Genomic DNA, 22,095 nt, shown 5'->3' with positions numbered 1-22,095 from the left:
CTCGCTCTAGGGCCGGGTTCCGAAGAACTTCTGCGCGGCCCTGATGGCCTCCACCAGCGCGTCCACGTCCTCCAGCGTGTTGTAGAGGTAGAAGGACGCGCGCGTGCTCGCGGTGATGCCCAGCTTGCGGTGCAGCGGCCACGCGCAGTGGTGGCCCACGCGGACCTCCACGCCCCGGTCGTCGAGCACCTGGCCCAGGTCGTGCGGGTGGATGTCGTCCACGACGAACGACACCGCGCCGCCGCGGTCCACCGCCTCGGTGGGACCGACGATCCGCACGCCCTCCACGGCCCCCACCCGCTCGAGCGCGTACCCGGTGAGCTCGTGCTCGTGCTCGGCGACCCGCTCCATGCCCACCTTCGACAGGTAGTCGCAGGCCGCGGCCAGGCCGACGGCCTGGGGGGCCATCGGCACCCCGGCCTCGAACCGCTGCGGCGGTTCCGCCCACGTGGAGTACTCCATGTGGACGACGCCGATCATCGACCCGCCGGAGATGAACGGCGGCATCGCCTCCAGCAGCTCCCGGCGCCCCCACAGGACGCCGATGCCGTTGGGGCCGAGCATCTTGTGCCCGGAGAACGCCAGGAAGTCGACGCCCAGCTCGGTGACGTCCACCGGCATGTGCGGGACCGACTGGCAGGCGTCCAGGACCGTCAGCGCTCCGACCTCGCGGGCACGGGCGACCAGGGGCGCCACCGGGTTGACGGTGCCCAGCACGTTGGACTGGTGCGTGAACGCGACCACGCGGGTGCGCTCGTTGACCAGTTCGTCGAGGCCGGACAGGTCGAGGCGGCCGTCCCCGGTCACCGGGAACCAGCGCAGCGTCGCCCCGGTGCGCTGGCAGAGCTGCTGCCAGGGCACCAGGTTGGCGTGGTGCTCCATCTCGGTGACGACGATCTCGTCGCCGGGGCCGACCCGGAGGCTGCGCAGCCCCTCGTCGGCGGTGGCGGCGTTGCCCATGGCGTACGCCACCAGGTTGATCGCCTCGGTGGCGTTCTTGGTGAACACCACCTCGCCGACGTCGCCGCCGATGAACCGGGCGATGGTCTCCCGGGCCGACTCGTAGGCGTCGGTCGCCTCCTCCGCGAGCTGGTGCGCACCACGGTGCACCGCCGCGTTGTGGCGTTCGTAGAACTCACGTTCGGCGTCGAGCACCTGGCGGGGCTTCTGCGAGGTTGCCCCGGAGTCGAGGTACACCAGCGGGCGCCCGTCGCGGACGGTCCGGGAGAGGATCGGGAAGTCCTCCCGGAGCGCCGCGACGTCAAGCCGGCCCGCGCCGGCCCGACCGAACTCGCGGACTGTCGTCATGGGTTATGCGCCCGCCTTCACGAAACGCTCGTAGCCCTCGGACTCCAGGACGTCGGCCAGCTCCGGACCGCCGGACTCGGCGATGCGGCCCTGGGCGAAGACGTGGACGAAGTCGGGCTTCACGTAGTTGAGGATCCGGGTGTAGTGCGTGATGAGCATGACGCCCATCTCGCCGCCGGCCTTGGCGCGGTTGACGCCCTCGGAGACCACCTTGAGCGCGTCGACGTCCAGGCCGGAGTCGGTCTCGTCCAGGATCGCGACCTTGGGCTTGAGGAGCTCCAGCTGGAGGATCTCGTGGCGCTTCTTCTCACCGCCGGAGAAGCCCTCGTTGACGCCGCGGGCGGCGAAGGCCGAGTCGATGGACAGGTCCTTCATCGCGCCCTGGAGCTCCTTGGAGAACTGCCGGAGCTTGGGGGCCTCGCCGCGCACCGCCGTGACGGAGCTGCGCAGGAAGTTGGACATGGACACGCCGGGGACCTCGACCGGGTACTGCATGGCCAGGAAGACGCCGGCGCGGGCGCGCTCGTCCACGCTCATGTCGAGGATGTTCTCCCCGTCGATGAGCACCTCGCCCTCGGTGATCTCGTAGCGCGGGTGGCCGGCGATCGCGTAGGCCAGGGTGGACTTGCCGGAGCCGTTCGGGCCCATGATGGCGTGGGTCTCACCGGAGTTGATGGTGAGGTCGACGCCCTTGAGGATCTCCTGCCTCTCGTCCTCACCGATGAGGACGTCGGCGCGCAGACCGCGGATTTCGAACTTCGTCATGTCAAAGCCTCAGGAATTCTTCTCGTCCAACGACACGAGCACGTCGTCGCCGTCGATCTTCACGTCGTAGGTGGGAACCGGCTGGGTCGCGGGCGGGTTGATCGGCGCCCCCGAACGCAGGTCGAAGCAGGAGCCGTGGAGCCAGCACTCGATGGTGCCGTCCTCGACCTCGCCCTCCGACAGGCGGACCTCGGCGTGCGAGCACACGTCCCGCACGGCGAACACCTCGCCCTCGGAGCGGACCAGCGCGATGGGCGTCTCGTCGTCGGTCTCGATGCCGAGGACCCCCTCCTCGGGGATCTCGGCGAGCTCGGCGACCTTCACCCAGCGACCGCCCTCACTCATGCTCGGCCAGCTTGCGCTCGACCTTGGCCATGATGCCCTCGCGCAGCTCACCGACCGGGATGCGGTTGATCAGCTCGAGGAAGTAGCCGCGGATGACCAGGCGGCGGGCCTCGTCCTCCGGGATACCGCGCGAGCGGAGGTAGAACAGGTGGATGTCGTCGAGGCGGCCGCTGGCGGCGGCGTGCCCTGCGCCCTCCACCTCGCCGGTGAAGATCTCCAGGTTGGGCACCGAGTCGACGCGGGTCTCGTCGGTGAGCTGGAGGTTGCGGTTGTGCTCGTACGAGTCGGTACCGGTGGTGCCCTCGCCGATGATCACGTCGCCGATCCACACGGCGTGCGCGCCCTTGCCGCTCAGCGCACCCTTGTACTCCACCCGGGACCGGGTGTTGGACATGTTGTGGTCGATGAGCGAGCGGTGCTCGTGGTGCTGGCCGTCGCCGGTGAAGTAGAGGCCGTGGAGCTCGGCGTTGGCGCCGCGCCCCTTGTAGGCCACCTTCGGGGAGAGCCGGACCACGTCGCCGCCCAGGGTGACCACGATCGACTTGAACGTGGCGTCCTTGGCGACCTGGGCGTTGTGCTGGGACACGTCGACGGCGTCGCGGTCCCAGTCCTGCACGCTGATCAGGGTCAGGCGCGCGCCCTCGGCGACATGGATGTCCACGCTGCCCGCACGGACGCCCGTACCGGTCTGGTTGAGGACGACGATCGCCTCGGCCAGCGGCTCGACGTCGATGACGTACTGGTCGTAGCGGGTGCCGCCCTGGGCCTCCCGGGAGATGACGACCGGCCGGTCCAGGGCCTTGCCCTTGGCGACCGTGACGACCGTGGCCTCCTCGAAGGAGGTGTAGGCCTGGGCGGTCACACGGTCCGCGGGGAAGCCCGCGGTGCCGAGCCGGGCGTCGCCGCGGCCGACCGTCTCGACGGTGACGCCCTCGGGGGCGTCGATGTCGAGCTTGTCGGCGCCGTCGGCGACGGCGGTGCCGTCGTGCAGGCCCTTGAGGCGGCGGACCGGCGTGAAGCGCCACTCCTCCTCACGGCCGTTGGGGACGGGGAAGTCGTTCACGTCGAAGGACCCGTGGGTCGCCAACTTGGAGAACGGGATGTCCCCGAGGCCGTGGCTGTGGGCCTTGGGTTCGATGCTGGGGCCGGTCAACTTAACCAACCGCTCCTTCCATCTGAAGCTCGATCAGCCGGTTCAGTTCCAGCGCGTACTCCATGGGCAGCTCGCGCGCGATGGGCTCGACGAACCCGCGCACGATCATGGCCATGGCCTCGTCCTCGTTCATGCCCCGGCTCATCAGGTAGAAGAGCTGGTCCTCGCTGACCTTGGAGACGGTCGCCTCGTGCGCGAGCTCGGCGTCGTCCTCGCGCAGGTCGTTGTAGGGGTAGGTGTCCGAGCGGCTGATGGTGTCGATCAGCAGCGCGTCGCACTTGACGGAGGACTTGGCGTTGTGCGCGCCCTCCTGCACCTGCACCAGGCCCCGGTAGGAGGCGCGGCCCCCGCCGCGTGCCACCGACTTCGAGACGATGGTGGACGAGGTGTTGGGAGCGCAGTGCACCATCTTGGAGCCGGTGTCCTGGTGCTGGCCCTCGCCCGCGAAGGCGATGGACAGGGTCTCGCCCTTGGCGTGCTCGCCCATGAGGTACACGGCCGGGTACTTCATGGTCACCTGGGAGCCGATGTTGCCGTCGATCCACTCCATGGTCGCGCCCTCTTCGGCGATGGCGCGCTTGGTGACCAGGTTGAAGACGTTGTTCGACCAGTTCTGGATGGTCGTGTACCGGCAGCGGGCGTTCTTCTTGACGATGATCTCGACGACCGCGGAGTGCAGCGAGTCCGACTTGTAGATCGGCGCGGTGCAGCCCTCGACGTAGTGGACGTAGGCGCCCTCGTCGACGATGATCAGCGTCCGCTCGAACTGGCCCATGTTCTCGGTGTTGATCCGGAAGTAGGCCTGGAGCGGGATCTCGACGTGCACGTTCTTGGGCACGTAGATGAAGGACCCGCCGCTCCACACAGCGGTGTTGAGCGCGGCGAACTTGTTGTCGCCGGGCGGGATCACCGTGCCGAAGTACTCCTCGAAGATCTCCGGGTGCTCCTTGAGGGCGGTGTCGGTGTCGAGGAAGATGACACCCTGCTCCTCCAGGTCCTCGCGGATCTGGTGGTAGACGACCTCGGACTCGTACTGCGCGGCGACACCGGCGACCAGGCGCTGCTTCTCCGCCTCGGGGATGCCGAGCCGGTCGTAGGTGTTCTTGATGTCCTCGGGCAGGTCCTCCCAGGAGGTGGCCTGCTTCTCCGTGGACCGCACGAAGTACTTGATGTTGTCGAAGTCGATCTTGGACAGGTCCGCGCCCCAGTTGGGCATGGGCTTCTTGTCGAAGAGCTTGAGGGACTTGAGCCGGAGCTTGGTCATCCACTCCGACTCGTCCTTCTTCGAGGAGATGTCGCGGACGACCTCCTCGTTCAGGCCACGGCGGGCGGTGGCACCGGCCGTGTCGGAGTCGGCCCAGCCGAACTCATAGTTTCCGATCCCTTCGAGCTCGGGATGCGCGATAGACGTCATGCGCGGACTCCTCCAGGACTCAGGCGTCCTTGTGGTGAACTGAGCCGCCCGCCCCCTGGCGGATGGCCTCTGACGCGGGGGTTTGGCTGTCCCCGCCCGCCACGTCGCCCCGAGGGGTGACGTGCGTGGTGCACACACCGTCGCCGTGGGCGATGGTGGCCAACCTGCGCACCGGGGTGCCCAGAAGTCGTGAGAATGCCTCGACCTCGGCTTCGCAGAGCTGCGGGAACTCCGCGGCCACGTGGGCGACCGGGCAGTGGTGTTGGCACAGCTGGTCGCCGCCCCCGGGTGCGGGCGCCCGGCCCGCGGTGGCGGCGTAGCCGTCGTTGGAGAGTGCCTCGGCCAGCAGTCGGACGCGCTGTTCCGGCGGGACCGCGTCCAGCAGGGGCCTGTAGCGCCTCTCCAGATCGGCGACCTGACTGCGGGCGAACTCGCCGACGGCCCCGTCCCCGGCGGTCTCCGCCAGGAAGCGGAGCGCGCTGGTGGCGAGGTCGTCGTAGGCGTGGACGAAGGCGTCCCGCCCGGCCTCGGTGATGGCGAAGACCTTGGCGGGCCTGCCCCTGCGGCGCTGTCCGCCGTGGGGCCGGGCGTCGCGGGCCTCGACCATGCCCTCACCGGTCAGGTTGTCGAGATGGCGGCGGATCGCCGCCGGAGTGAGTCCGAGCCGCTCCCCCAGGGAGGATGCGGTGATCGGGCCCTTCTCCAGGATGAGCCGCGCGACGCGGGCGCGGGTGCCGGTCTCGGCCCCGCGGTCGGGTCCGGCCAGGGCACGGGGCACACTGGTCGCCTCGGGCACGGCACTCCCCTCCCTCGTCGTACGCAGCTCGTGGTTTTGACAACATCAGTGTGGCCTAAATAAGTCCGTTGAGGCAAACGCCGCTCCATGCCCTTCATCACGAAGGTCAGGCTTGCCTAACAGCGTGTTCATGCGCCCGAAACCCGAGGTCGCCACCGCGCGAGGGACCGGAACGACCCGGATTGCCCGCATGCTGATACGACATGACCAGGATGTGGACCACCCGAGTTTTCGGCGGCCCCTCCCCGAGCGGGGCGGTGAAGGGCCCCGTCCGGCCGCACGTAAACTCAGGCCCCATGGACACAGCCGCGGTCGAGGTCGTCGACCTGGTCAAGCGCTACGGCGCCACCACCGCAGTCTCCGGCCTCACGTTCAGCGCGCGCCGGGGGGCGGTGACGGCCCTGCTCGGCCCCAACGGGGCGGGCAAGACGAGCACCATCGAGATCTGCGAGGGCTTCCGCCGCGCCGACGGCGGACGGGTCCGGGTCCTGGGCCTGGACCCCGTGGCCGACGCCACCGCCCTCAAGCCCCGCGTCGGGGTGATGCCCCAGTCCGGCGGGGTCCCCACCGGCGCCCGCGCGGCGGAGTGGCTGAACCTGATGGCCTCCTTCCACGCCAGCCCGATCGCCCCCGCCGTCCTCATGGAGCGGCTGGGCCTGAACTCCGTGGCCGCCACCCCCTTCCGCCGCCTGTCCGGCGGCCAGCAGCAGCGCCTCTCCCTGGCCTGCGCCGTGGTCGGACGGCCCGAGCTGGTCTTCCTGGACGAGCCGACGGCGGGCCTGGACCCGCAGGCGCGCATGGCCACCTGGGACCTGGTGTCGGCCCTGCGCGAGGCGGGCGTGGCGGTCATCCTCAGCACGCACCACATGGAGGAGGCCGAACGGCTGGCCGACCACGTGGTCATCATCGACCGCGGCGCCGTGGTCGCCGAGGGCGCGCCGGCCGCGCTCACCGAGGGTCGCCGCGAGGTGTGCTTCTCCAGCACGCCCGTGGACTCCTCCGCGCTCCTGGCCGCCCTGCCCGAGGGCAGCAGGGTCGCCGACGGCGCCACCGCGGACGGCCGCCACGAGTACGTGGTCACCACCGACGACGCCGCCGCGCTCGGTCCGGAGTTCCTGGCCACGGTCACCGCATGGTGCGCGTCGGCCGGCGTCCTCGCCGAGGACCTGCGCGTGCGACGGCGTACCCTCGAAGACGTCTTCCTCGAACTCACGGGCCGGGAACTGCGCGACCAATGACCGAGCACACCTCCAGCACCACCACGCGGGCCGCCGACGCCGCCCCGACCACCCCCTCCCGGGGCGGCGGCGCCTCGCTGTTCACCCCTGCGCCCGGGGCCGCGCCGATGTGGCGGATGGTCGCCTCGCAGGCCCGTATGGAACTGCGGGTGATGCTCCGCCACGGCGAGCAGTTCCTGCTGACCATGGTCATCCCCGTCCTCCTGCTGGTGGGCTTCAGCCTCACCTCGGTCCTGGACGTGGGCCCGGGCCCCCGCGTCGACGCCCTCACGCCGGGTGTCCTGGCGCTGGCGGTGATGTCGACGTCGTTCACCGGCCTGGCCATCGGCACCGGCTTCGAGCGGCGCTACGGGGTGCTGAAGCGCCTGGGGGCGACGCCGCTGTCCCGGTTCGGCCTCCTGGCCGCCAAGACGCTGGCCGTCCTGGGCGTGCAGGCCATCCAGATCGCGCTGCTGTGCACGGTGGCGCTGGCCCTGGGCTGGTCCCCCGACCCCGACCCGGCGGGCGTGCTGTCGGCGGTCGCCCTGGTGCTGCTGGCGACCGCCGCGTTCAGCTCGCTCGGCCTGCTCATGGCCGGCACCCTGCGGGCGGAGGCGACCCTGGCCGGGGCCAACCTGGTGTACGTGCTGATGCTCGGGCTGGGCGGGGTGCTGTTCCCGACCAGCAGCTTCCCCGCGCCGCTGGAGCAGGCCGCCTCGCTCCTGCCGGTCACCGCCCTCAGTTCGGGCCTGCGGACCGTCCTCGCGGACGGGTCCCTGCCGGGCTGGGGCGCGTTCGCGGTCCTGGCCGTGTGGGCCCTCGTCTGCGGGCTGCTCGCCAGCCGCCTCTTCCGCTGGGAGTGACGCCCGCGGGCCTCCCCGGGAGGGGGCGGTCCCCGCGCCCGCGCCCGCCGCTCCTAGGATGGGGCGCATGCTCGACGTCGACGCGGTCACCGAGATCCTCCGCGAGGCGGCGGAGGCGGCGGTCCTCCCCCGCTTCCGGTCCCTGTCCGAGGGCGAGGTCACCGAGAAGGCCCCCGGCGAGCTCGTCACGGTCGCCGACCGCGAGGCCGAGGAGCTGATCGGCGCCCGCCTGCGCGACGTCGTCGCGGCGCCGGTCGTGGGCGAGGAGGCCGCCTCGGACGACCCCGGCCTGCTCCGCGCGCTGTACGGGGAGCCCGTGGCGTGGCTGGTCGACCCGGTCGACGGAACCCGCAACTTCGTCCGGGGCGACACGCGCTTCGCGGTGATGGCCGCCCTGGTGCGCCACGGCGAGACCGTCGCGGCGTGGATCCTGCGCCCCACCGAGGACCGGGTCTACGTCGCGGAGCGCGGGTCCGGCACCTGGCGCGACGGCGTGAGGGTGCGCCGGGAGCCCGCACCGGCCGATCCGGCCCGCCTGCACGGCTCGGCCGCGACGCGGTTCCTCGCCCCCGACGCGAAGCGGCGCGTGGAGGAGGCCGCCACCCGCTTCGCGTCCATGGGACCGGGCTCGCACTGCGTCGGGGTGGACTACCCGCTCCTGTTCGAGGGCGGGCAGGACTTCCTGCTGTTCCACAGGACCCTGCCCTGGGACCACGCCCCCGGCTCCCTGATGCTGACCGAGGCCGGAGGCGTGTGCCTGCGCCCGGACGGCGGCGCGTACCGTCCGGGGGACGACGCCGTGGGCCTGCTCTGCGCCTCCGACGACGAGTGCTGGAAGACCGCCCGGTCGCTCCTCGTCGGCTGACCGTGAGGATGTGCGGTGGCTTCTCCGGCAGGTCCGACCCACCGGCCGACCGACACCGACAGGCCGTCCCCGAGGGGATGCGTCGGCCCGCTCGGAGAGGCCGCCGCACGCGACCGGACGGGCGACCGTGACCTCCCAGGGGCGTCCCCGGGCCGGGGCGCCGCCGCGGGGCCGTCCGGGCCGCGGGGTCCCGCGGCGGATCAGCCCATGGGGAGCAGGCGCCACTGCTGGTGGGCGTGGGAGCCGTCGGGCGCCTGGACGATCGCCGTGCCGTTGTCGGGCGCGCCGCCCTGCCCTTCGAGGGCGCGGCCCGTGGCCCGGTTGACCAGCCGGACGACCCCGCTGCCGACCTCGACCACCGACCAGTGCTGGTTGGGCGCCCCGGTGCGGGTGAGCAGCGTGGCGGCGGGCTGCGCGGGGTCGGCCGCCACCTCCAGGACCTTGCCGCTGCCGACGCCCTCGATCTCGTAGAAGCCCTGTTCGTCGAGCGGGACGAACCTCCACTGCTGGTTCTCCGCGTCGTGGCGGTCCCACAGGTGGACGGGGGCCCCGTTGTCGGTGGAGGCGCCCGCGACGTCGGCGACGCGGTCGCCGTGCACGTTCTGGAGGACGTAGGCGAGCGCGGGGTCCATCCCGGCGGGGTGGACGTACTCCTCTTCCTCCTCGGGCTCCCCGGTCTCCTCCGGCGCGCCGGAGGGCTCGACGAGGATGCCGGAGACCACGTCCAGCCCCGGTTCCTCCGGTTCTCCGGAGCCGGCGGCGAGGAGGCCGCCCGTGTAGCCGCCGATGACGGCGACGAGGACGAGCGCCAGCGCTCCGGCGAAGACCGGCCAGGTCGGCACGTGCCGTTCCTGGACACGGGAGGCGCTGCGGGCTCGGCGTCGGGACATGTGAGGACACTCCAGCGGGCGACGGGTGAGGGTCGTGTCGGCCACGGCCCCGCACTATTTGACACCACTTGACGTACTTCGCGCACGTTCGCCCTCGGCCGACCCCCGGTGCGGGCCTCGATAGGGTCCCGCCATGGAAGCCATCGGAGTCCCCTGGTTCATCGTGGTCCGGTACCTCGGACCGCCGCTCATGCTGCTCGTGGCGGGCGGGGCGCTGCTGGTGTGGCGCCCGCCCGCCCGCCGGGGGCTGGTGTGGGCCGCCCTGGTGACGAACCTCGTGGCGGCGGCGCTGCCGTTCCTGTGGATCGGGTTGCAGATCCTCACCGACCAGGCGGAGAGGACGGTGTTCGGCCTGGTCATGACCCTGATCCAGCCCTTGGTCGTGGTGGTCGCCTGGCTGCTGGTCCTGACCGCCGTGATCCACCGCCCGCCCGCCGTCCCGCCCGTGGTCCCGGCCGCCGGGGCGCACGCGGAACCCCTGCGGTCGCGCGCGCGTGCGGGGACCGCGGCGCCGGAGGGCCGCCGGGACGAGGGCGGGTAGGCCGAGCGGGGAACCGGAAACGTAGGATGAATACCCATGAGCACCCCGGCCACCCCCAAGGAACCCTTCTCCCTGCGGACCGCGGCGGAGGCGATACCGCCGGTCTGGCTGGTGATGGTCAGCATCGTCTCCGTGCAGACCGGCGCGGGCGTGGCCAAGAACCTGTTCGAGGAGCTCCCCCCGGCCGCCGTCGTGTGGCTGCGGCTGCTCACCTCTGCGGTGCTCCTGGTCCTGCTGGTCCGTCCTGCGCTCCGGGCCCGCAGCCGGACCGACTGGCTGGTGGTGGCCGGCTACGGCGTCGCGCTGGCGATGATGAACTTCCTCATCTACCAGGCGTTCGCGCGCATCCCGCTGGGGATCGCGGTGACGATCGAGTACCTCGGGCCGCTGGCCATCGCGATCCTGGGCTCACGGCGCAGGATCGACCTGCTGTGGGCCGGACTGGCCGGGCTGGGCGTGGTGGCGCTGGGCCTGGAGTCGGGCTCCATGGACCCGCTGGGCATCCTGTTCGCGGTGCTCGCGGCGGTGGCGTGGGCGGGGTACATCCTGCTCAGCGCGGCGACGGGACAGCGTTTCAGCGGCGCCTCCGGCCTGGCGTTCGCCAGCGTGGTCGGCGTGGTGATCATGGCCCCGGCCGGGATCGCGGAGGGGGGCGCCGCCCTGCTGGACTGGCGGCTGCTGCTGTTCGGCCTGGTGGTGGGCGTGCTCTCCTCGATCGTCCCCTACACCCTGGAACTGAACGCCCTGCGCCGGATGCCGCCCCGGGTGTTCGGCGTGCTGATGAGCCTGCAGCCCGCCGCGGCCGCGGTGGTGGGGCTCGTCCTGCTGGGCGAACTGCTCTCGCCCTGGCAGTGGTTCGCGGTGGGGTGCGTGATCGTCGCCAGCGCCGGCTCCACCCGCACCTCCGCCCGTGAGCGCGGCGGGCGGACGCGCGGCGGCTCGCCCGCCCCCTCCCCGCCGGAGGACCACCGGAGGGGTTGAGGCCCGCACGGCGGTTCGACCCGGTTCTCCTGTCAAGATTTTCAGTTACCCGCCACCTATCGTAATCACTTACGAAAAAGGTGCCTTGAGCTGCCAGGACACTGGCAAGGCGGCGACCGCGGAGACCTCCCGCGCCCCCGCCCCGGAGAACCTGGTTGACTACTCTGCGTTTCCGAGCGTGATCAAACGGTTATCAGTCCTGGTGGGTCGGCCGACCTCTTCGAATATTCGCTCTCGAAAGGGAAGCAATGCGCACCGCTGCCAAGATCACCATGACCGCTCTGTTCGCCGCCGGACTCCTCGGCATGGGCACCGGGGCCGCCCTGGCGGGCGAGAAGGGCTCGGACATCGAGGCGTACGAGGCCTGCACCAGCCAGCAGAGCTTCCTCGGTCTGATCAACCTGGACCTGAACCTGCTCAACCAGTGCATCGCGAACTACAACCGCTAATGCCTGTTTCCTGAACCGGGTCCCGGTTCGGGGGAGCGGTCCGTGCGCCCGGGGGCACACCCCCGGGCGCACGGCCGCGGTCGCGGTTCCGAGCCGCGCCGGCCCTACGGGGAGGCGGTTCCCGGCCTCGGGAACGGGGCGCCACCCGTCGCACGGCGGTCGGGCGGCTCCGCGCCACGGCCCCCGCCACCTGGCGTTTTCGCAATCAGGGGCCCGGTCGCACGACGGTCGGAGAACGTACTACGCTCTGTCGTATGTCTGATTTCCCGGCCGCCGCGGCGCTGGCCCCGAACACGCTCCCCCCGCTCGCGGCGGAGGACATCATTCTTCTCGGCGCCCCCCTGTGGGCCTGGCAGGTCGCCGTGGCCGTCGCCGGGGTGCTCGCCCTGGTCCTCCTGGCCCGGACCATCTGGAACCCGACCCCGAGGTCCCTGCGCGCCTGGACCCTCGGCAACATCGCGGTCAACGCCGGGATCGCCGTGACGGGCGCCACCGTCCGCGTGACCGAGTCCGGGCTCGGCTGCTCGGAGTGGCCCAAGTGCACCCCCGAGAGCTTCGTGCCCGTCGACACGGGACACGCCGCCTTCAACGCCGCCGTCGAGTTCGGCAACCGGACGCTCACCTTCGTCGTGCTGGCCGTGGCCGTCATCACGTTCATCGCCGTCATGCGGATGACGCCGCGCCGCCGCGACCTGGTCCGGATGGCCGCCGTCATCCCGTTCGGCGTCCTCGGCCAGGGCGTCGTCGGCGGCATCACCGTGTGGACCGACCTGCACCCCGCCTCGGTCGCCACGCACTTCCTGCTGTCCATGGTGATGACCTTCATCACGGTCGCCCTGTACGTGCGCTGCCGGGAGCCCGAGGGCAGGCCGCAGGTCTCCGTCGGCCCCATGCTGCACGCCATCAGCGTCGGCCTGGTCGTGATCGGCTTCCTCCTGCTGGTCGCCGGCACGGTCGTGACCGGCAGCGGCCCCCACGGCGGCGACGCGGCGGCCCCGCGCTTCGGGTTCGACATCCCGGTCGTCACGCGCATCCACTCCGCGCTGGCCTGGCTCACCCTGGTCGGGGCCCTGGCCGCCGCCGTCATCGCCTTCCGGGGCGGCGCCCGCCGCCCCGTCCGGATCAGCAGCGCCGCCCTCGTGGCGGTCGTGCTCCTCCAGGGGGTCCTGGGCTACACCCAGTACGCCCTCGGGCTCCCCGAGGCGCTCGTCGTCCTGCACGTGCTCGGCTCCGCCCTGACCTGGGTCGCCGTCTCCCGCCTGTACTTCTCCACCACCCGCCTGGTGCCCGTCGGCGAGGTCGTCGGCGACGGCCTCAGCCGAGGCCCGGAGGGGCCTGCTGGCCGTGACGGGGGACGTACTCCTGCTGGCTCCTCGCCTGCGCTATGACGTGGGCGAAGTCGGCCCGGCGCAGGAACCCCGAGTCGGTCGGCTTCTCCGCCCAGCCCGGGGTGACCGGCTGGGGCAGCCGCCCCAGGAAGGTGTCCCGGGCCACGTGCATCAGCGCCAGGAAGGAGTCCCTGCGGACCTTCCAGTCCTGGCGGGCCGACCCGGCGTCCAGCCTCTGGTGCAGCAGCGCCAGCTCGGTCGCGGCCAGCTGGTACTCCTTCATCGCCGTCCGCCCCCGCCGGCCGGCGTTGCGCCCCGCCCACTCACGGGCCCGGCGGCGCCCCTGCATCGAGCTGAGCATGGTGATGTCCGCCGGCGTGACCAGCCCGGTGGAGATGTAGGGCGGCAGGTACCGGTCGATGGCGCCGATCTGCCCCCGCCGGTCGCGCGCCGCCAGCGCCAGGACGCCCATCAGCACCGCGAACAGCACGACGTAGGCGACGGCCAGGCCGTACCAGCCGAAACGGGTGGACGCGTTCCACATGCCGTGCAGCAGGACGGCCAGCGCCCAGCCCCCGACCGGCGCCAGCAGGCGCAGGCGCCCGGTGCGCGTGGCCGCGTAGGCGACGCCGATGCCGATCATCGCGGTGTAGACCGGGTGGCCGAAGGGGGCGATGATCCCGCGGATGGCGAAGGTCGCGACGAGGGTCCCGTCGAAGAACGCGCTCAGGAAGTACAGGATGTTCTCGGTGAAGGCGAAGCCGGTGGCGACCATCCCCGCGTAGATCACACCGTCGGTGAACGTGTCGATCTCGTGTCGTCTGCGCCACAGCAGGATCAGCAGCACCACGCCCTTGGCGCTCTCCTCCACCAGGGGCGCCACCACGGACGTCCCCAGGAAGCCGCCCAGCTCCTGACCGAACAGCGGCACGGTGACGTGTGCCAGCCCCCAGCCGTTGAGCAGCAGGGACGCCACCACCGCCACGCCCGCGCCCCAGACGAAGGCGAAGAACAGCACCCACCCGGGCTCGGGCTCGATCCGGTCGAGCATGAGGATGAGCGGCACGAGGATGCCGACCGGGATGACGGCGGCGACCAGGCTGACGACGAATCCGAGGGCGCCGTCGATGCCCGCCGCGGCCCCGCCCGCCATGGCGAGCAGCCACAGGTAGACGAGCATGCCGGCCATGCACACCACGCTGACGGTGATGCCCAGGACGAGGGTCATCGAGTAACGGGAGCGTCGGCCCTGGAGGATGGCCTTGCTGTCGAGTCGGGGCATGGGCACCGATCGTAGCGGGAACCGCGGCGACCACGTGTTTCACCCCCGGGGAGAGGGACGCGGCCCCGGGCGGCCGACGGGGGACGACACGCTCCGGCCCCCGCGCGCGGGGACGGAACGCCCCGAATGGGGCAGGATCGGAGTCCGCGAGTCGCGAGCGCACGAGAACGGAAGGGCCCCGCCATGGAACCGACCACCATGCCGTCCACCACCGCACCACCGCTCCTGTGGTCGATACGGGTGACGGCGCTCCTCCAGCTGGCCGCCGTCCTCTGGGAGGGCGCGACCGCCGGGCAGCTGGTGACGTTCAACACCGCCGCCCTGCCCCTGCACTACTACGGCGCGTTCGGGGTGCACGTGGCGGCGGGCCTGCTCGTGGTCGCGGCGGGCCTGTACTGGTACCGCTCCGGGGGCGGCCCCGGCCGCCCCCGCGCGATCCTGCTGGCCGGCCTGGCGGCGTTCCTGCTCGGCTTCCCGCAGGCCGCGCTGGGGACCTACGGGCCGCTCCAGGCCCACGTCCCGCTCGCCCTGGTCCTGACCGGGGCCGCGGTGTGGGCGGCCGTGCTGGCCTGGCGCAGGCCCTGACCCGCGCGGGACGGATCCCGCGGCCCGGGACGGCCCGGCCCGGGAACGGGCCCGCCGGGGTCCGGGCCCCGGTCAGGCCGCCGGCCGGTGCGGACCGCCGACCCGTTCGGCCCACGCCAGGACGCGCAGGTGCCGGTGCGCGGCCCCCAGGTAGGTCGTCGCGGCCAGCCACGCGCGGGCCAGGCGGTCCGGAGGGGGGACCACCGACTCGCCCGTGGCGGTGCGCCGGCGCTCACGGGCCGCCCCGACCACCTCGCCGAGGACGTCGGCGGCGGTGGGCAGGTGGTGGCCCCGCAGCCGGGCGGGCAGCGCGGAGCCGTCCGGGGCGGCCTCCCGCCCCGCCTCGGCGATCCGGGCGAGGACCCTGGTCAGGGCGCCCAGGCCGGGGTCGGCTCCGGGCGGCTCCGTCGGCCGGGGACGGCTCGGGGCCGCCGATCCGGCCGAGGGCAGGGTGTCCAGGGAGAGGTTGACCCGCCCCTTCCAGGCGGCGGGCAGCGGCAGCCCCGGAGCGTGCACCGCCACCGGCACGAGGAACCCGGGCCGCTCGGGGACCGGCCGTGCCACCGCGCGCAGCGCGAGCCCGGGTTCGGCGGCCAGCCGCAGGAGGTTGCGCGCCCGGAGGAGGTCCTGGGCGCCGTCGGGTCCCAGGACCAGGGGGGCGCCGGTGGCCGCCTCCACGACCGCGGTCCCGCCCTCCGCCTCGCCCGTGACGGTGAGGTCGGCGAAGACCAGGTCGTCGCCGGTGCGGTGGACGGGGGCCGCCTGCGCGGCGACGGCCGCGGCGACCTGATCGGCGAGGGGCCGCCCCCACAGCCCCGCCAGGGGTTCCTCGTCCCAGGCGCACCCGGCGGAGACCGCCGCCGTCGTCGCGGACCCCCCGCTCAGGCGGCCGTCGGCGCTGGCCGCGACCCGTTGGGCGACCATGCCCGAGCGGCCGAGGTCGCGGTGGCTCAGCGCGGACCGCCCGAAGGCGATCCCCGCGCCGTAGACGGCGGCGGCCCTGTCGGGGCCGCCGGGGGCGACGTCGCCGATCCGCCACAGGCGCGCCCCGCCGCCGAGGGACACGGCGTGGGTGACGACGCCCGCGTATCCGGACGCGGTGAGGACGCGCTCGCAGCCCAGCCCGTACAGCCGGAGGGAGCCGACCTCGGTGTACGAGCGGCGCCCGATCCCCACGTCCGCGAGGGTCGGCGCGGGGCGGGGGCCCTCCGGTCCGCCGCCGAGCCGCCAGGACGTGTCGAGGAGCCCGGTGAGGGCCGCGGTGTACTCGGCCAGGGCGAAGGCCGGTGTGGCGTGGTCGCGCGGACCGGCGGCCACGGCGGTGCAGGCGGCGGCCAGGCGGGGCAGGCGGGCGGCGCGGGCCGCCGCCGCGGCCCGCAGGAGTTCGGAGCGCTGGGAGGAGCCCGCCGCGCGGACCCCCGCCGCCAGGGTCCGGGCCCCGGCGGCCCAGGCGAGCGCGGCCGCGGCGCGGGCGTCGCCGTCCACAGCGGCCGGGGCGGCGAGGGGTCCGCGACGGGGTCCCCGGAGGCGCGGGCGGTCTCCGCGGCACCGCTCCGGCCCGCGGGGGCGGCCGGACCGCCCGCTCCCCCGGCCGCCCGGCCGCCCCGGGCGGCGCGGGCGGCCCCGGCTCCCCGTCCCGCGGGGGGACGGCTCCGGCGGGCCGGTCCCCGGCGGGCTCCCCGGGCGGCTCGGAGCGCTCCGGCTCCGGGCCGGGCTCCGGACCGTCCGCGTCGTCGTCGCCCGTGGGCGCCAGCAGGCCGACGACCGAGAGCAGGTGCAGGCAGCGGGGGGCGAGCAGGCAGGTGCAGGCCGCCTGGGAGGGCTCGGTGATCCGCGGGCCGGTCAGGGTCACGGTCTCGTTCCCCGTCCCGACCGTCCACACGGGGCCGTCCGAGCTCCAGTCCCACCCCTCGGCCGCGCGGGGGGCGGCGTCCAGCTTGCGGCGGACACGGCCGGGCGCGGCTTCGAGCAGCTCGGCGAGCAGGCCCGGGTCGATGCGGGGGCGTTCGGCGGTCACCTGGGGTCCTCCTCGGACTGCGTGTGCGTACGGGGCCGGCCGGCTCGGCGGTCCCCGGTGGTCGGTCGGGCACGGTGGCCGCCGCACGGCGGCGGCCGGAGTCCGCCGGCGGGGCGGGGCGTGCGGGGTCCGGTCCGCGGCCCCGCCCGGCCGCGGGGCGCGGCGCCCCGGGGGCTCCCCTCCGGCGCGGGCCCCGCGGGCGCGTCCCGCCGGGGGGTGCGGGGGGCGGCCGGCCCGCGCGGCGCCGGGGGCAGCCCGCCGACGGCGTGCCCGTCCCGGGCGCTCACCCCCGCACCTTCTCACCGATCCACGACGCCAGCTCCTGCGGGCTCAGCGACGCGACCGGCATGCCCGCGGCGACGAACTGCGCGGCGAGCGCCTGGTTGCAGACCGGCGCCCCCGTGTCGTCGAGGGCGGCGAGCCCGAGCAGGTGGGCCCCGGAGTCGGCGAGCGCGCGTACCTCGGCCAGGGTGCGGGACAGGTTCCCGCCCTCCTCGAAGTCGGTGACGAGCGCGACGATCGTCCTGCTGGGGACCCCGACCTTCGCCCGGGTGTGCGCCAGCCCCGCGCCGATGTCGGTGCCGCCGCCCACGGACACCTCCAACAGGAGGGACAGCGGGTCCGGCACCCGGTCGGTGAGGTCCACGACCTCCGTGGAGAAGGTCGTGAACGACACGCTCAGCGCGGGCAGGCCGTGCAGGACCGCCGCGACGAGGGCCGCGTAGACCGTGGAGCGCTCCATCGACCCCGACACGTCCACGACGATGTGGACGTGCCAGTCCGCGCTCCGCCGCGCCCTGGTCCGGAAGACCGGCGCCTCGGGGACCAGCAGCGGTCCGTCCGGGCCGGGGCGGACCGTGCGCAGGTTGGCGCGGACGGTGCGGCCGAGGTCGAGCGGCCCGCCGCGCCGGCGGGTGGGGCGCGGCACGGACAGGCCCGACAGCGCGGGGCTCATGCGGCGCGCGAGCTGCCGCACCAGCTGCTCCGTGATCGCCGCGACCAGGGGCCGCAGCTTGGCCAGACGCGCCTCGGGCAGCGCCCCGGCCAGCGAGAGCACCTGTTCGAGCAGGTCGACGGAGGCCGTGACCCGGCCGGGGTCGAGGCGGTCGAGGGCGTCGGCCCGGCCGCGCGCGGCGGCCCGGCCCAGCACCTCCTCGCGGACCGTGCCGCCGAAGAGGTCCTGGAGCTCCTCGTCCCACCGGCGCGCGGCGGGTTCGGGGCTCCCGTCGCCGCCCCTCGCGCCGGGGCGGTCGGAGGTCTCCTGGGAGCCCTCCCCGTGGCCGCGGCCGTACAGCTCGTCGAGCGCCGCCGACGCCCTGCGGGCCAGGGGCCCGCCGCCCCGGGGCCGGCGCCCGAGGACGAGCCGCCACCGGTCCGCCGCCCCGATGGCGTGCGGGACGGACGGACCGGCGGTGTCCCCCGACCCGGTGGGAAGCGGTGCGGAGGGGGCGCCGGGGCCGTCCGCGGCCCGGCTGCCGGCGGCGGGAGCGGCGGTCCCCGCCCCCGAGGGGGCCGCGTCCGCGCCGTGGAGGAGCCCCGGCACCAGGGCCTCCAGGGCCGCTCGTGCGGCGGCGTCCGCTCCGGCCAGCGCGAGGGCCAGCTCCGGCGGCGCCTCCAGGCGGGCGTCCACCTCGCCGATCCTCTCGGTGACCGCGTCCAGGAAGCGCGAGCGCGCCGCAGCCGACAGCGCCTCGAACCCCTCGCGCAGGGCGGGCAGCCGCGTGAGGAAGCCGGGGTCGGGCCAGGCCTCCACACGTGCCGTGAGCGCGTCCAGGACGCCGGCGTCGGCCTCGACCACGGGGGCGGCCACGGTCAGGGCCCCGGCCAGGCGCAGGGCGAGCGGCCCGCCCCCGGCCGCCGCCTCCACCCAGCCGGCCAGGCGTACGGCCATGTCCCCGGGCGCGAGGTCGCCCAGGAGCATCAGCGCGGCGGAGGCCGCTCCCTGGGCGAGCGGCCCGCCGCTCTCGGCGAGCAGTCCCAGGTGCCACAGGAGTCGCTGGGACCCCACCGCGCCGGGAATCGGCGCCTGGTCCTGGACCAGGCGCACGACCCGCAGCAGCGCGGCGGCGTCCGCCGGGTCGGTGCTGCCGGAGACGCCCGGGACGGAGGCGACCGCCGCCTCGGCCAGCCGCACGCGCAGCCGGTGCAGGGGCTCGGGGGCGCGCGGCATGCCCGGCACCTGGCCCGAGACGACGCGTTGGACCCGGTCGTGGAGCTCCACGGCGTCGGACAGGCCCGCCCGCGGCAGCACCTCCTCCCGGACGCGGTCGCCCAGTTCGGCGGCCAGGTCGGTCAGGGCGCACTCGGCGGCCTGGGTGAGGAGGGCGCCGGCGGCCTCCGGTGTCAGGGAGCCCTCCCCGCCGTCGCCGGCGTCGCGGAGGCGTGCGGCGACGCGGCCGCGCGCGGCCTGTTCGAGGGTGGGCCCGTAGCAGGACGCGAGTTCGAGGGTGGCGCCGGTGGCCGGTGTCCAGCGCGCGGTCCACAGGCGGCCCAGGGTCTCCCCGTCGGCGGTGGGCCCGCCCTGCCGGGGTTCGGCGTAGGAGACGCCCGCCGCGTACAGGCGGTGGAGGGCGATGTGGCGTTCGCGGTCGCGGCCGCCGCGCAGGGGGTCCAGTCTCAGGTCCCGGCCCTCCTCGCCCGGTCCGGGCAGGCCGAGCCGGCGGAGGAGGGAGGCGGCGTCGGCGACCAGGCCGGAGACCGGGGCGCCGGGGGCGGGGGCGCCGCGCCGGGAGCCGACCAGCTCGTGCTGGGCGGCACGGGCCAGGGCGCGGGCCCGGCCCAGGGGCTCGCCCTGGGCGAGAGCGCCGGAGAGGCCCTCCACCAGCTCGCGGCGGCCCGGGGCGGGCAGTCCGCGCAGGGCCGCGAGGTCGCGGGCCATCCGGTAGGCGGCGGTCGTGTCGGGCACCCCGCACACGTGCCCGTCCGCGCGCAGGCGGCCGCCGATGGCGGACAGGCGCCGGACGGCCGCGCGTTCGACCCCCTCGGGGTCTCCCCCGGCCGCGTGGACGTCCTGCTGCCACTCGGGGTCCCGGATCCCGGCCGGGTAGCCGGAACGCGAGTCCAGGAGGGCGAAGGTGTAGGGGATGAGGGCGGTGGAGACCCCCTCGCCGGGCTGCTCCCCGGGTACGGGGACAGCGATCCCGCCGGTGGCCGGGAGGCCTTCCGGCTCGGGCCCCCTCAGGAACGCCGCCGCGGCGGTGTCCGGCGCGCCGCCCGGGTCCCCCTCCCCCGGCGGCCGGACCGCGGCGGGCAGGGCGTGCGGGGGGAGGAGCGCGGCGGCGTGGAACGCGCCCACGACCGCCACGGGCCTGGCGGCGCCGATCTCGCCGATGCGGCGCCGCATCCAGGTCTCGCGGGCGCGGTCCCGGGCTCCCACCCCGCCCGCTCGGAGGGCGGCGGCGCGGTGCGCCCACCCCAGGGCGAGGGCCGCCCTGCGGACCCTCTCGGGGGCGGCGCCGTACGAGCGCGCCTCCACCAGCCGGTCCCACAGCTCCTCCCCGTCCTCGACGCCGGCGGCGCGCAGCAGCGCGCGGTCCGGTGCCGGGCCCTCGGCCGGGCCGGCGCCGCCGTCGTCGACGACGGCCAGGGAGGCGGGCAGGTCCACGGCGTGCACGGGCACGCCCCGGGCACGCGCCCAGCGGACCGCCGCGAGCTCGGGCGAGAAGTCGGCGAAGGGGTAGTAGGAGTGCTCCCCCCGCCCGGCGTCGCCGAGCACGAGGGCGACCGGGGCCACCGTGTCCGGGTGGCCCAGCCACTCCAGCCACGGCCCGGCCTCCAGCGGGAGTTCGACGAGCACGGCGTCGGGGTCCGCCGCGTCCAGGAGCGCGGGGACCGCCGCGGCGAGCACGGGCGAGTGGTGGCGCACCCCGATGAGGAGGGGATCCGTGCACGCCGCCAGCGCCTCGGGGACGGCTGCGGCCCCCGTCGGCCCGCAGAGGAGCTCTGCGGCGTCCGGCGCCGGGGCCCCGCCCGCGGCGGGCGAGGGCCCCCGGTGGTCCGGTTCGTGGGACACGCGGCTCACTCCCCCACGACGTGGCGCAGCTCGTACAGGCGCTTCCACAGCCGGGCCCCGTTCTCCGCCCGGTGGCGGATGGCGGAGTCCCAGTAGGCGAGCAGGCGCCCCTGGTCGTCGGGGTCGTCCTTGCGGACCGCTCCCAGCAGGTAGCCGGGGACGAGGGCGAGGGGGTCGGCCGCCCCCAGGTAGGCGGTCTGCAGCCCGAGGGAGGTGGTGACGCCCACCGCCTCGGCGGTGCTCATGACGGTGGTGGGCCGCTCCACGGGCCAGCCCTCGACGGAGGCTCCGGAGCGCAGGTCCCGGAAGGCGGTGACCAGCGCTTCGAGCACGGCGTCGTCCACGGGGAGCTCGTGGCCGTGGCGGGCCAGCGCCGTGCCCGCCTGGCGGCGCACGAGGTCCACCTCGGCCTCCAGGTCGGCGATGGGCGGGACCACCTCGAAGTTGAAGCGGCGCTTGAGCGCGGCGCTCATCTCGGACACGCCCCGGTCGCGCAGGTTGGCGGTGGCGATCACGTTGAAGCCGGGCCGCGCCAGGAACTGGCCGTCGTCGGTGAGCTCGGGGACGGCCATCCGCCGGTCGGAGAGCAGCGAGACCAGGGAGTCCTGGACCTCGGGCAGGCAGCGGGTGACCTCCTCGACCCGGACGACGCGGCCCGTCCGCAGCGCCGTGAGCACCGGGGAGGGCGCGAGGGCGTCGACGGTGGGGCCCTTGGCGAGCAGGAGCGCGTAGTTCCAGCCGTAGCGCAGGTGTTCCTCGGTGGTTCCCGCGGTCCCCTGCACGGTGAGCGAGCCGGTTCCGCTGACGGCGGCGGCGAGGAGTTCGGACAGGAGCGACTTGGCGGTGCCCGGTTCGCCGACGAGCAGCAGGCCGCGTTCGCCCGCGAGGGTGACGACGCAGCGCTCGACGAGCCCGCGCTCACCGACGAACTTGGCGGGGATCTCCATGCTCGAGGGGAGCCCGTCGACGGGGGCGGGCAGCCGCAGCGCGGCGCCGCCGCTGCCGACGACGAAGGTCACGACGGCGCGGGGGGTGAGCCGCCAGCCGGGCGGGCGCGGCCCGGGGTCGTGGGCGGCGAGGAAGGCGAGTTCCCCGGCGTACCGGAGTTCGGCGGGCTCGATCTGGACGTCGGGCGCGGTTTCTGGCACCGCTTCTCCTCGGGGTGGGTTCTGGTCGGGTCTGGCGGGGACGGGCGGGGCCGGTCCGCGCGGCGCGGAGGACGCCCGCGGCGGCCGGGGGCGCCCCGGCCGGCTCCGGCGGTGCGGAGCCGGCGGGGAACGGGTC

At 74.6% G+C, this 22,095-nt stretch carries 19 protein-coding genes; 8 read left to right on the top strand and 11 right to left on the bottom strand.

The window, feature by feature from the left end:
* Positions 1–6: 6 nt before the first annotated feature.
* Genes ACQPYD_RS09260 through ACQPYD_RS09235 form a run of 6 tightly spaced genes read right to left on the bottom strand, consistent with a single transcriptional unit; the run spans position 7 to position 5,781 of the window.
* Positions 7–1,308, bottom strand: a complete 1,302-nt coding sequence (locus ACQPYD_RS09260) for a cysteine desulfurase (RefSeq protein WP_433700593.1) — start codon at positions 1,306–1,308, stop codon at positions 7–9.
* A 3-nt stretch (positions 1,309–1,311) separates the two neighbouring features.
* On the bottom strand, positions 1,312–2,073 hold the full coding sequence (gene sufC / locus ACQPYD_RS09255) for a Fe-S cluster assembly ATPase SufC (RefSeq protein WP_433700592.1): 762 nt from the start codon (positions 2,071–2,073) through the stop codon (positions 1,312–1,314).
* Between the two features lie 9 nt (positions 2,074–2,082).
* Positions 2,083–2,418, bottom strand: coding sequence for a non-heme iron oxygenase ferredoxin subunit (locus ACQPYD_RS09250; protein WP_330162110.1), 336 nt, complete (start codon positions 2,416–2,418; stop codon positions 2,083–2,085).
* Positions 2,411–3,571, bottom strand: a complete 1,161-nt coding sequence (gene sufD, locus ACQPYD_RS09245; protein WP_433700591.1) for a Fe-S cluster assembly protein SufD — start codon at positions 3,569–3,571, stop codon at positions 2,411–2,413. The genes ACQPYD_RS09250 and sufD overlap by 8 nt, the downstream gene beginning before the upstream one ends.
* Before the next feature lies 1 nt (position 3,572).
* Complete coding sequence (gene sufB, locus ACQPYD_RS09240; protein WP_433700590.1) at positions 3,573–4,985, bottom strand: Fe-S cluster assembly protein SufB; 1,413 nt, start codon at positions 4,983–4,985, stop codon at positions 3,573–3,575.
* A gap of 19 nt (positions 4,986–5,004) precedes the next feature.
* The gene (locus ACQPYD_RS09235) at positions 5,005–5,781 is read right to left on the bottom strand and encodes a helix-turn-helix transcriptional regulator (protein WP_355013480.1); all 777 of its coding nucleotides are present in this window, start codon (positions 5,779–5,781) and stop codon (positions 5,005–5,007) included.
* A gap of 296 nt (positions 5,782–6,077) precedes the next feature.
* Here ACQPYD_RS09235 and ACQPYD_RS09230 point away from each other — a divergent pair, with 296 nt between their 5' ends.
* From ACQPYD_RS09230 to ACQPYD_RS09220, 3 genes are all read left to right on the top strand, one after another.
* On the top strand, positions 6,078–7,019 hold the full coding sequence (locus ACQPYD_RS09230) for an ABC transporter ATP-binding protein (RefSeq protein ID WP_344182369.1): 942 nt from the start codon (positions 6,078–6,080) through the stop codon (positions 7,017–7,019).
* Entirely contained in the window at positions 7,016–7,861 is an 846-nt protein-coding gene (locus ACQPYD_RS09225; RefSeq protein ID WP_433700589.1) for an ABC transporter permease, read from the top strand. Before ACQPYD_RS09230 ends, ACQPYD_RS09225 begins: the two co-directional genes overlap by 4 nt.
* A 67-nt stretch (positions 7,862–7,928) precedes the next feature.
* Positions 7,929–8,726 (top strand): inositol monophosphatase family protein, encoded by a 798-nt coding sequence (locus ACQPYD_RS09220; RefSeq protein ID WP_433700588.1) that lies wholly within the window; start codon positions 7,929–7,931, stop codon positions 8,724–8,726.
* A gap of 200 nt (positions 8,727–8,926) precedes the next feature.
* On the opposite strand, the gene ACQPYD_RS09215 is transcribed toward ACQPYD_RS09220, so the two are convergent.
* Positions 8,927–9,616, bottom strand: a complete 690-nt coding sequence (locus tag ACQPYD_RS09215) for an RICIN domain-containing protein (protein ID WP_433700587.1) — start codon at positions 9,614–9,616, stop codon at positions 8,927–8,929.
* 133 nt (positions 9,617–9,749) lie between these two features.
* Between ACQPYD_RS09215 and ACQPYD_RS09210 the strand changes: the two genes are divergently transcribed.
* The 4 genes from ACQPYD_RS09210 (at position 9,750) to ACQPYD_RS09195 (ending at position 12,975) form a co-directional block, all read left to right on the top strand.
* Positions 9,750–10,157: a hypothetical protein gene (locus ACQPYD_RS09210; RefSeq protein WP_433700586.1), complete on the top strand. Its 408-nt coding sequence runs from the start codon at positions 9,750–9,752 to the stop codon at positions 10,155–10,157.
* A gap of 36 nt (positions 10,158–10,193) precedes the next feature.
* On the top strand, positions 10,194–11,138 hold the full coding sequence (locus tag ACQPYD_RS09205; RefSeq protein WP_433700585.1) for an EamA family transporter: 945 nt from the start codon (positions 10,194–10,196) through the stop codon (positions 11,136–11,138).
* 248 nt (positions 11,139–11,386) lie between these two features.
* Complete coding sequence (locus ACQPYD_RS09200; protein ID WP_267949033.1) at positions 11,387–11,587, top strand: hypothetical protein; 201 nt, start codon at positions 11,387–11,389, stop codon at positions 11,585–11,587.
* A gap of 254 nt (positions 11,588–11,841) precedes the next feature.
* Positions 11,842–12,975, top strand: a complete 1,134-nt coding sequence (locus ACQPYD_RS09195) for a COX15/CtaA family protein (protein ID WP_433700584.1) — start codon at positions 11,842–11,844, stop codon at positions 12,973–12,975.
* Here ACQPYD_RS09195 and ACQPYD_RS09190 read toward each other — a convergent pair.
* Entirely contained in the window at positions 12,902–14,197 is a 1,296-nt protein-coding gene (locus ACQPYD_RS09190; RefSeq protein ID WP_433700583.1) for a PrsW family intramembrane metalloprotease, read from the bottom strand. The two genes, ACQPYD_RS09195 and ACQPYD_RS09190, sit on opposite strands and share 74 nt — an antisense overlap.
* Positions 14,198–14,380: 183 nt before the next feature.
* On the opposite strand from ACQPYD_RS09190, the gene ACQPYD_RS09185 reads away from it, so the two are divergent.
* Positions 14,381–14,782 carry a hypothetical protein gene (locus ACQPYD_RS09185; protein WP_433700582.1) on the top strand — a complete coding sequence of 134 codons (402 nt, stop codon included), beginning with the start codon at positions 14,381–14,383 and terminating at the stop codon, positions 14,780–14,782.
* A gap of 72 nt (positions 14,783–14,854) precedes the next feature.
* Here the strand turns inward: ACQPYD_RS09185 and ACQPYD_RS09180 are convergent, their stop codons facing one another.
* The 3 genes from ACQPYD_RS09180 to ACQPYD_RS09170 all read right to left on the bottom strand — a co-directional run bounded on the left by ACQPYD_RS09180 (position 14,855) and on the right by ACQPYD_RS09170 (position 21,959).
* Positions 14,855–16,267: a hypothetical protein gene (locus ACQPYD_RS09180; protein WP_433700581.1), complete on the bottom strand. Its 1,413-nt coding sequence runs from the start codon at positions 16,265–16,267 to the stop codon at positions 14,855–14,857.
* 815 nt (positions 16,268–17,082) lie between these two features.
* On the bottom strand, positions 17,083–20,811 hold the full coding sequence (locus ACQPYD_RS09175; RefSeq protein WP_433700580.1) for a DUF5682 family protein: 3,729 nt from the start codon (positions 20,809–20,811) through the stop codon (positions 17,083–17,085).
* 5 nt (positions 20,812–20,816) lie between these two features.
* Positions 20,817–21,959, bottom strand: a complete 1,143-nt coding sequence (locus ACQPYD_RS09170) for an ATP-binding protein (protein ID WP_267949027.1) — start codon at positions 21,957–21,959, stop codon at positions 20,817–20,819.
* Positions 21,960–22,095: the final 136 nt, after the last annotated feature.

It is taken from the genome of Nocardiopsis sp. CA-288880 (assembly GCF_050955985.1).
Classification (GTDB): Bacteria; Actinomycetota; Actinomycetes; order Streptosporangiales; family Streptosporangiaceae; genus Nocardiopsis; species Nocardiopsis tropica.
This window is presented reverse-complemented; position numbering and strand designations above follow the sequence as displayed.

Bases quoted from the DNA above. Each gene is read 5' to 3' on its own strand.
- ACQPYD_RS09200 (WP_267949033.1), top strand. From the start codon at position 11,387: ATGCGCACCGCTGCCAAGATCACCATGACCGCTCTGTTCGCCGCCGGA.
- ACQPYD_RS09260 (WP_433700593.1), bottom strand. From the start codon at position 1,308: ATGACGACAGTCCGCGAGTTCGGTCGGGCCGGCGCGGGCCGGCTTGAC.
- ACQPYD_RS09205 (WP_433700585.1), top strand. From the start codon at position 10,194: ATGAGCACCCCGGCCACCCCCAAGGAACCCTTCTCCCTGCGGACCGCG.
- sufB (WP_433700590.1), bottom strand. From the start codon at position 4,985: ATGACGTCTATCGCGCATCCCGAGCTCGAAGGGATCGGAAACTATGAG.
- ACQPYD_RS09250 (WP_330162110.1), bottom strand. From the start codon at position 2,418: ATGAGTGAGGGCGGTCGCTGGGTGAAGGTCGCCGAGCTCGCCGAGATC.
- sufC (WP_433700592.1), bottom strand. From the start codon at position 2,073: ATGACGAAGTTCGAAATCCGCGGTCTGCGCGCCGACGTCCTCATCGGT.
- ACQPYD_RS09190 (WP_433700583.1), bottom strand. From the start codon at position 14,197: ATGCCCCGACTCGACAGCAAGGCCATCCTCCAGGGCCGACGCTCCCGT.
- ACQPYD_RS09220 (WP_433700588.1), top strand. From the start codon at position 7,929: ATGCTCGACGTCGACGCGGTCACCGAGATCCTCCGCGAGGCGGCGGAG.
- ACQPYD_RS09225 (WP_433700589.1), top strand. From the start codon at position 7,016: ATGACCGAGCACACCTCCAGCACCACCACGCGGGCCGCCGACGCCGCC.
- ACQPYD_RS09185 (WP_433700582.1), top strand. From the start codon at position 14,381: ATGGAACCGACCACCATGCCGTCCACCACCGCACCACCGCTCCTGTGG.
- ACQPYD_RS09210 (WP_433700586.1), top strand. From the start codon at position 9,750: ATGGAAGCCATCGGAGTCCCCTGGTTCATCGTGGTCCGGTACCTCGGA.
- ACQPYD_RS09195 (WP_433700584.1), top strand. From the start codon at position 11,842: ATGTCTGATTTCCCGGCCGCCGCGGCGCTGGCCCCGAACACGCTCCCC.
- ACQPYD_RS09230 (WP_344182369.1), top strand. From the start codon at position 6,078: ATGGACACAGCCGCGGTCGAGGTCGTCGACCTGGTCAAGCGCTACGGC.
- ACQPYD_RS09215 (WP_433700587.1), bottom strand. From the start codon at position 9,616: ATGTCCCGACGCCGAGCCCGCAGCGCCTCCCGTGTCCAGGAACGGCAC.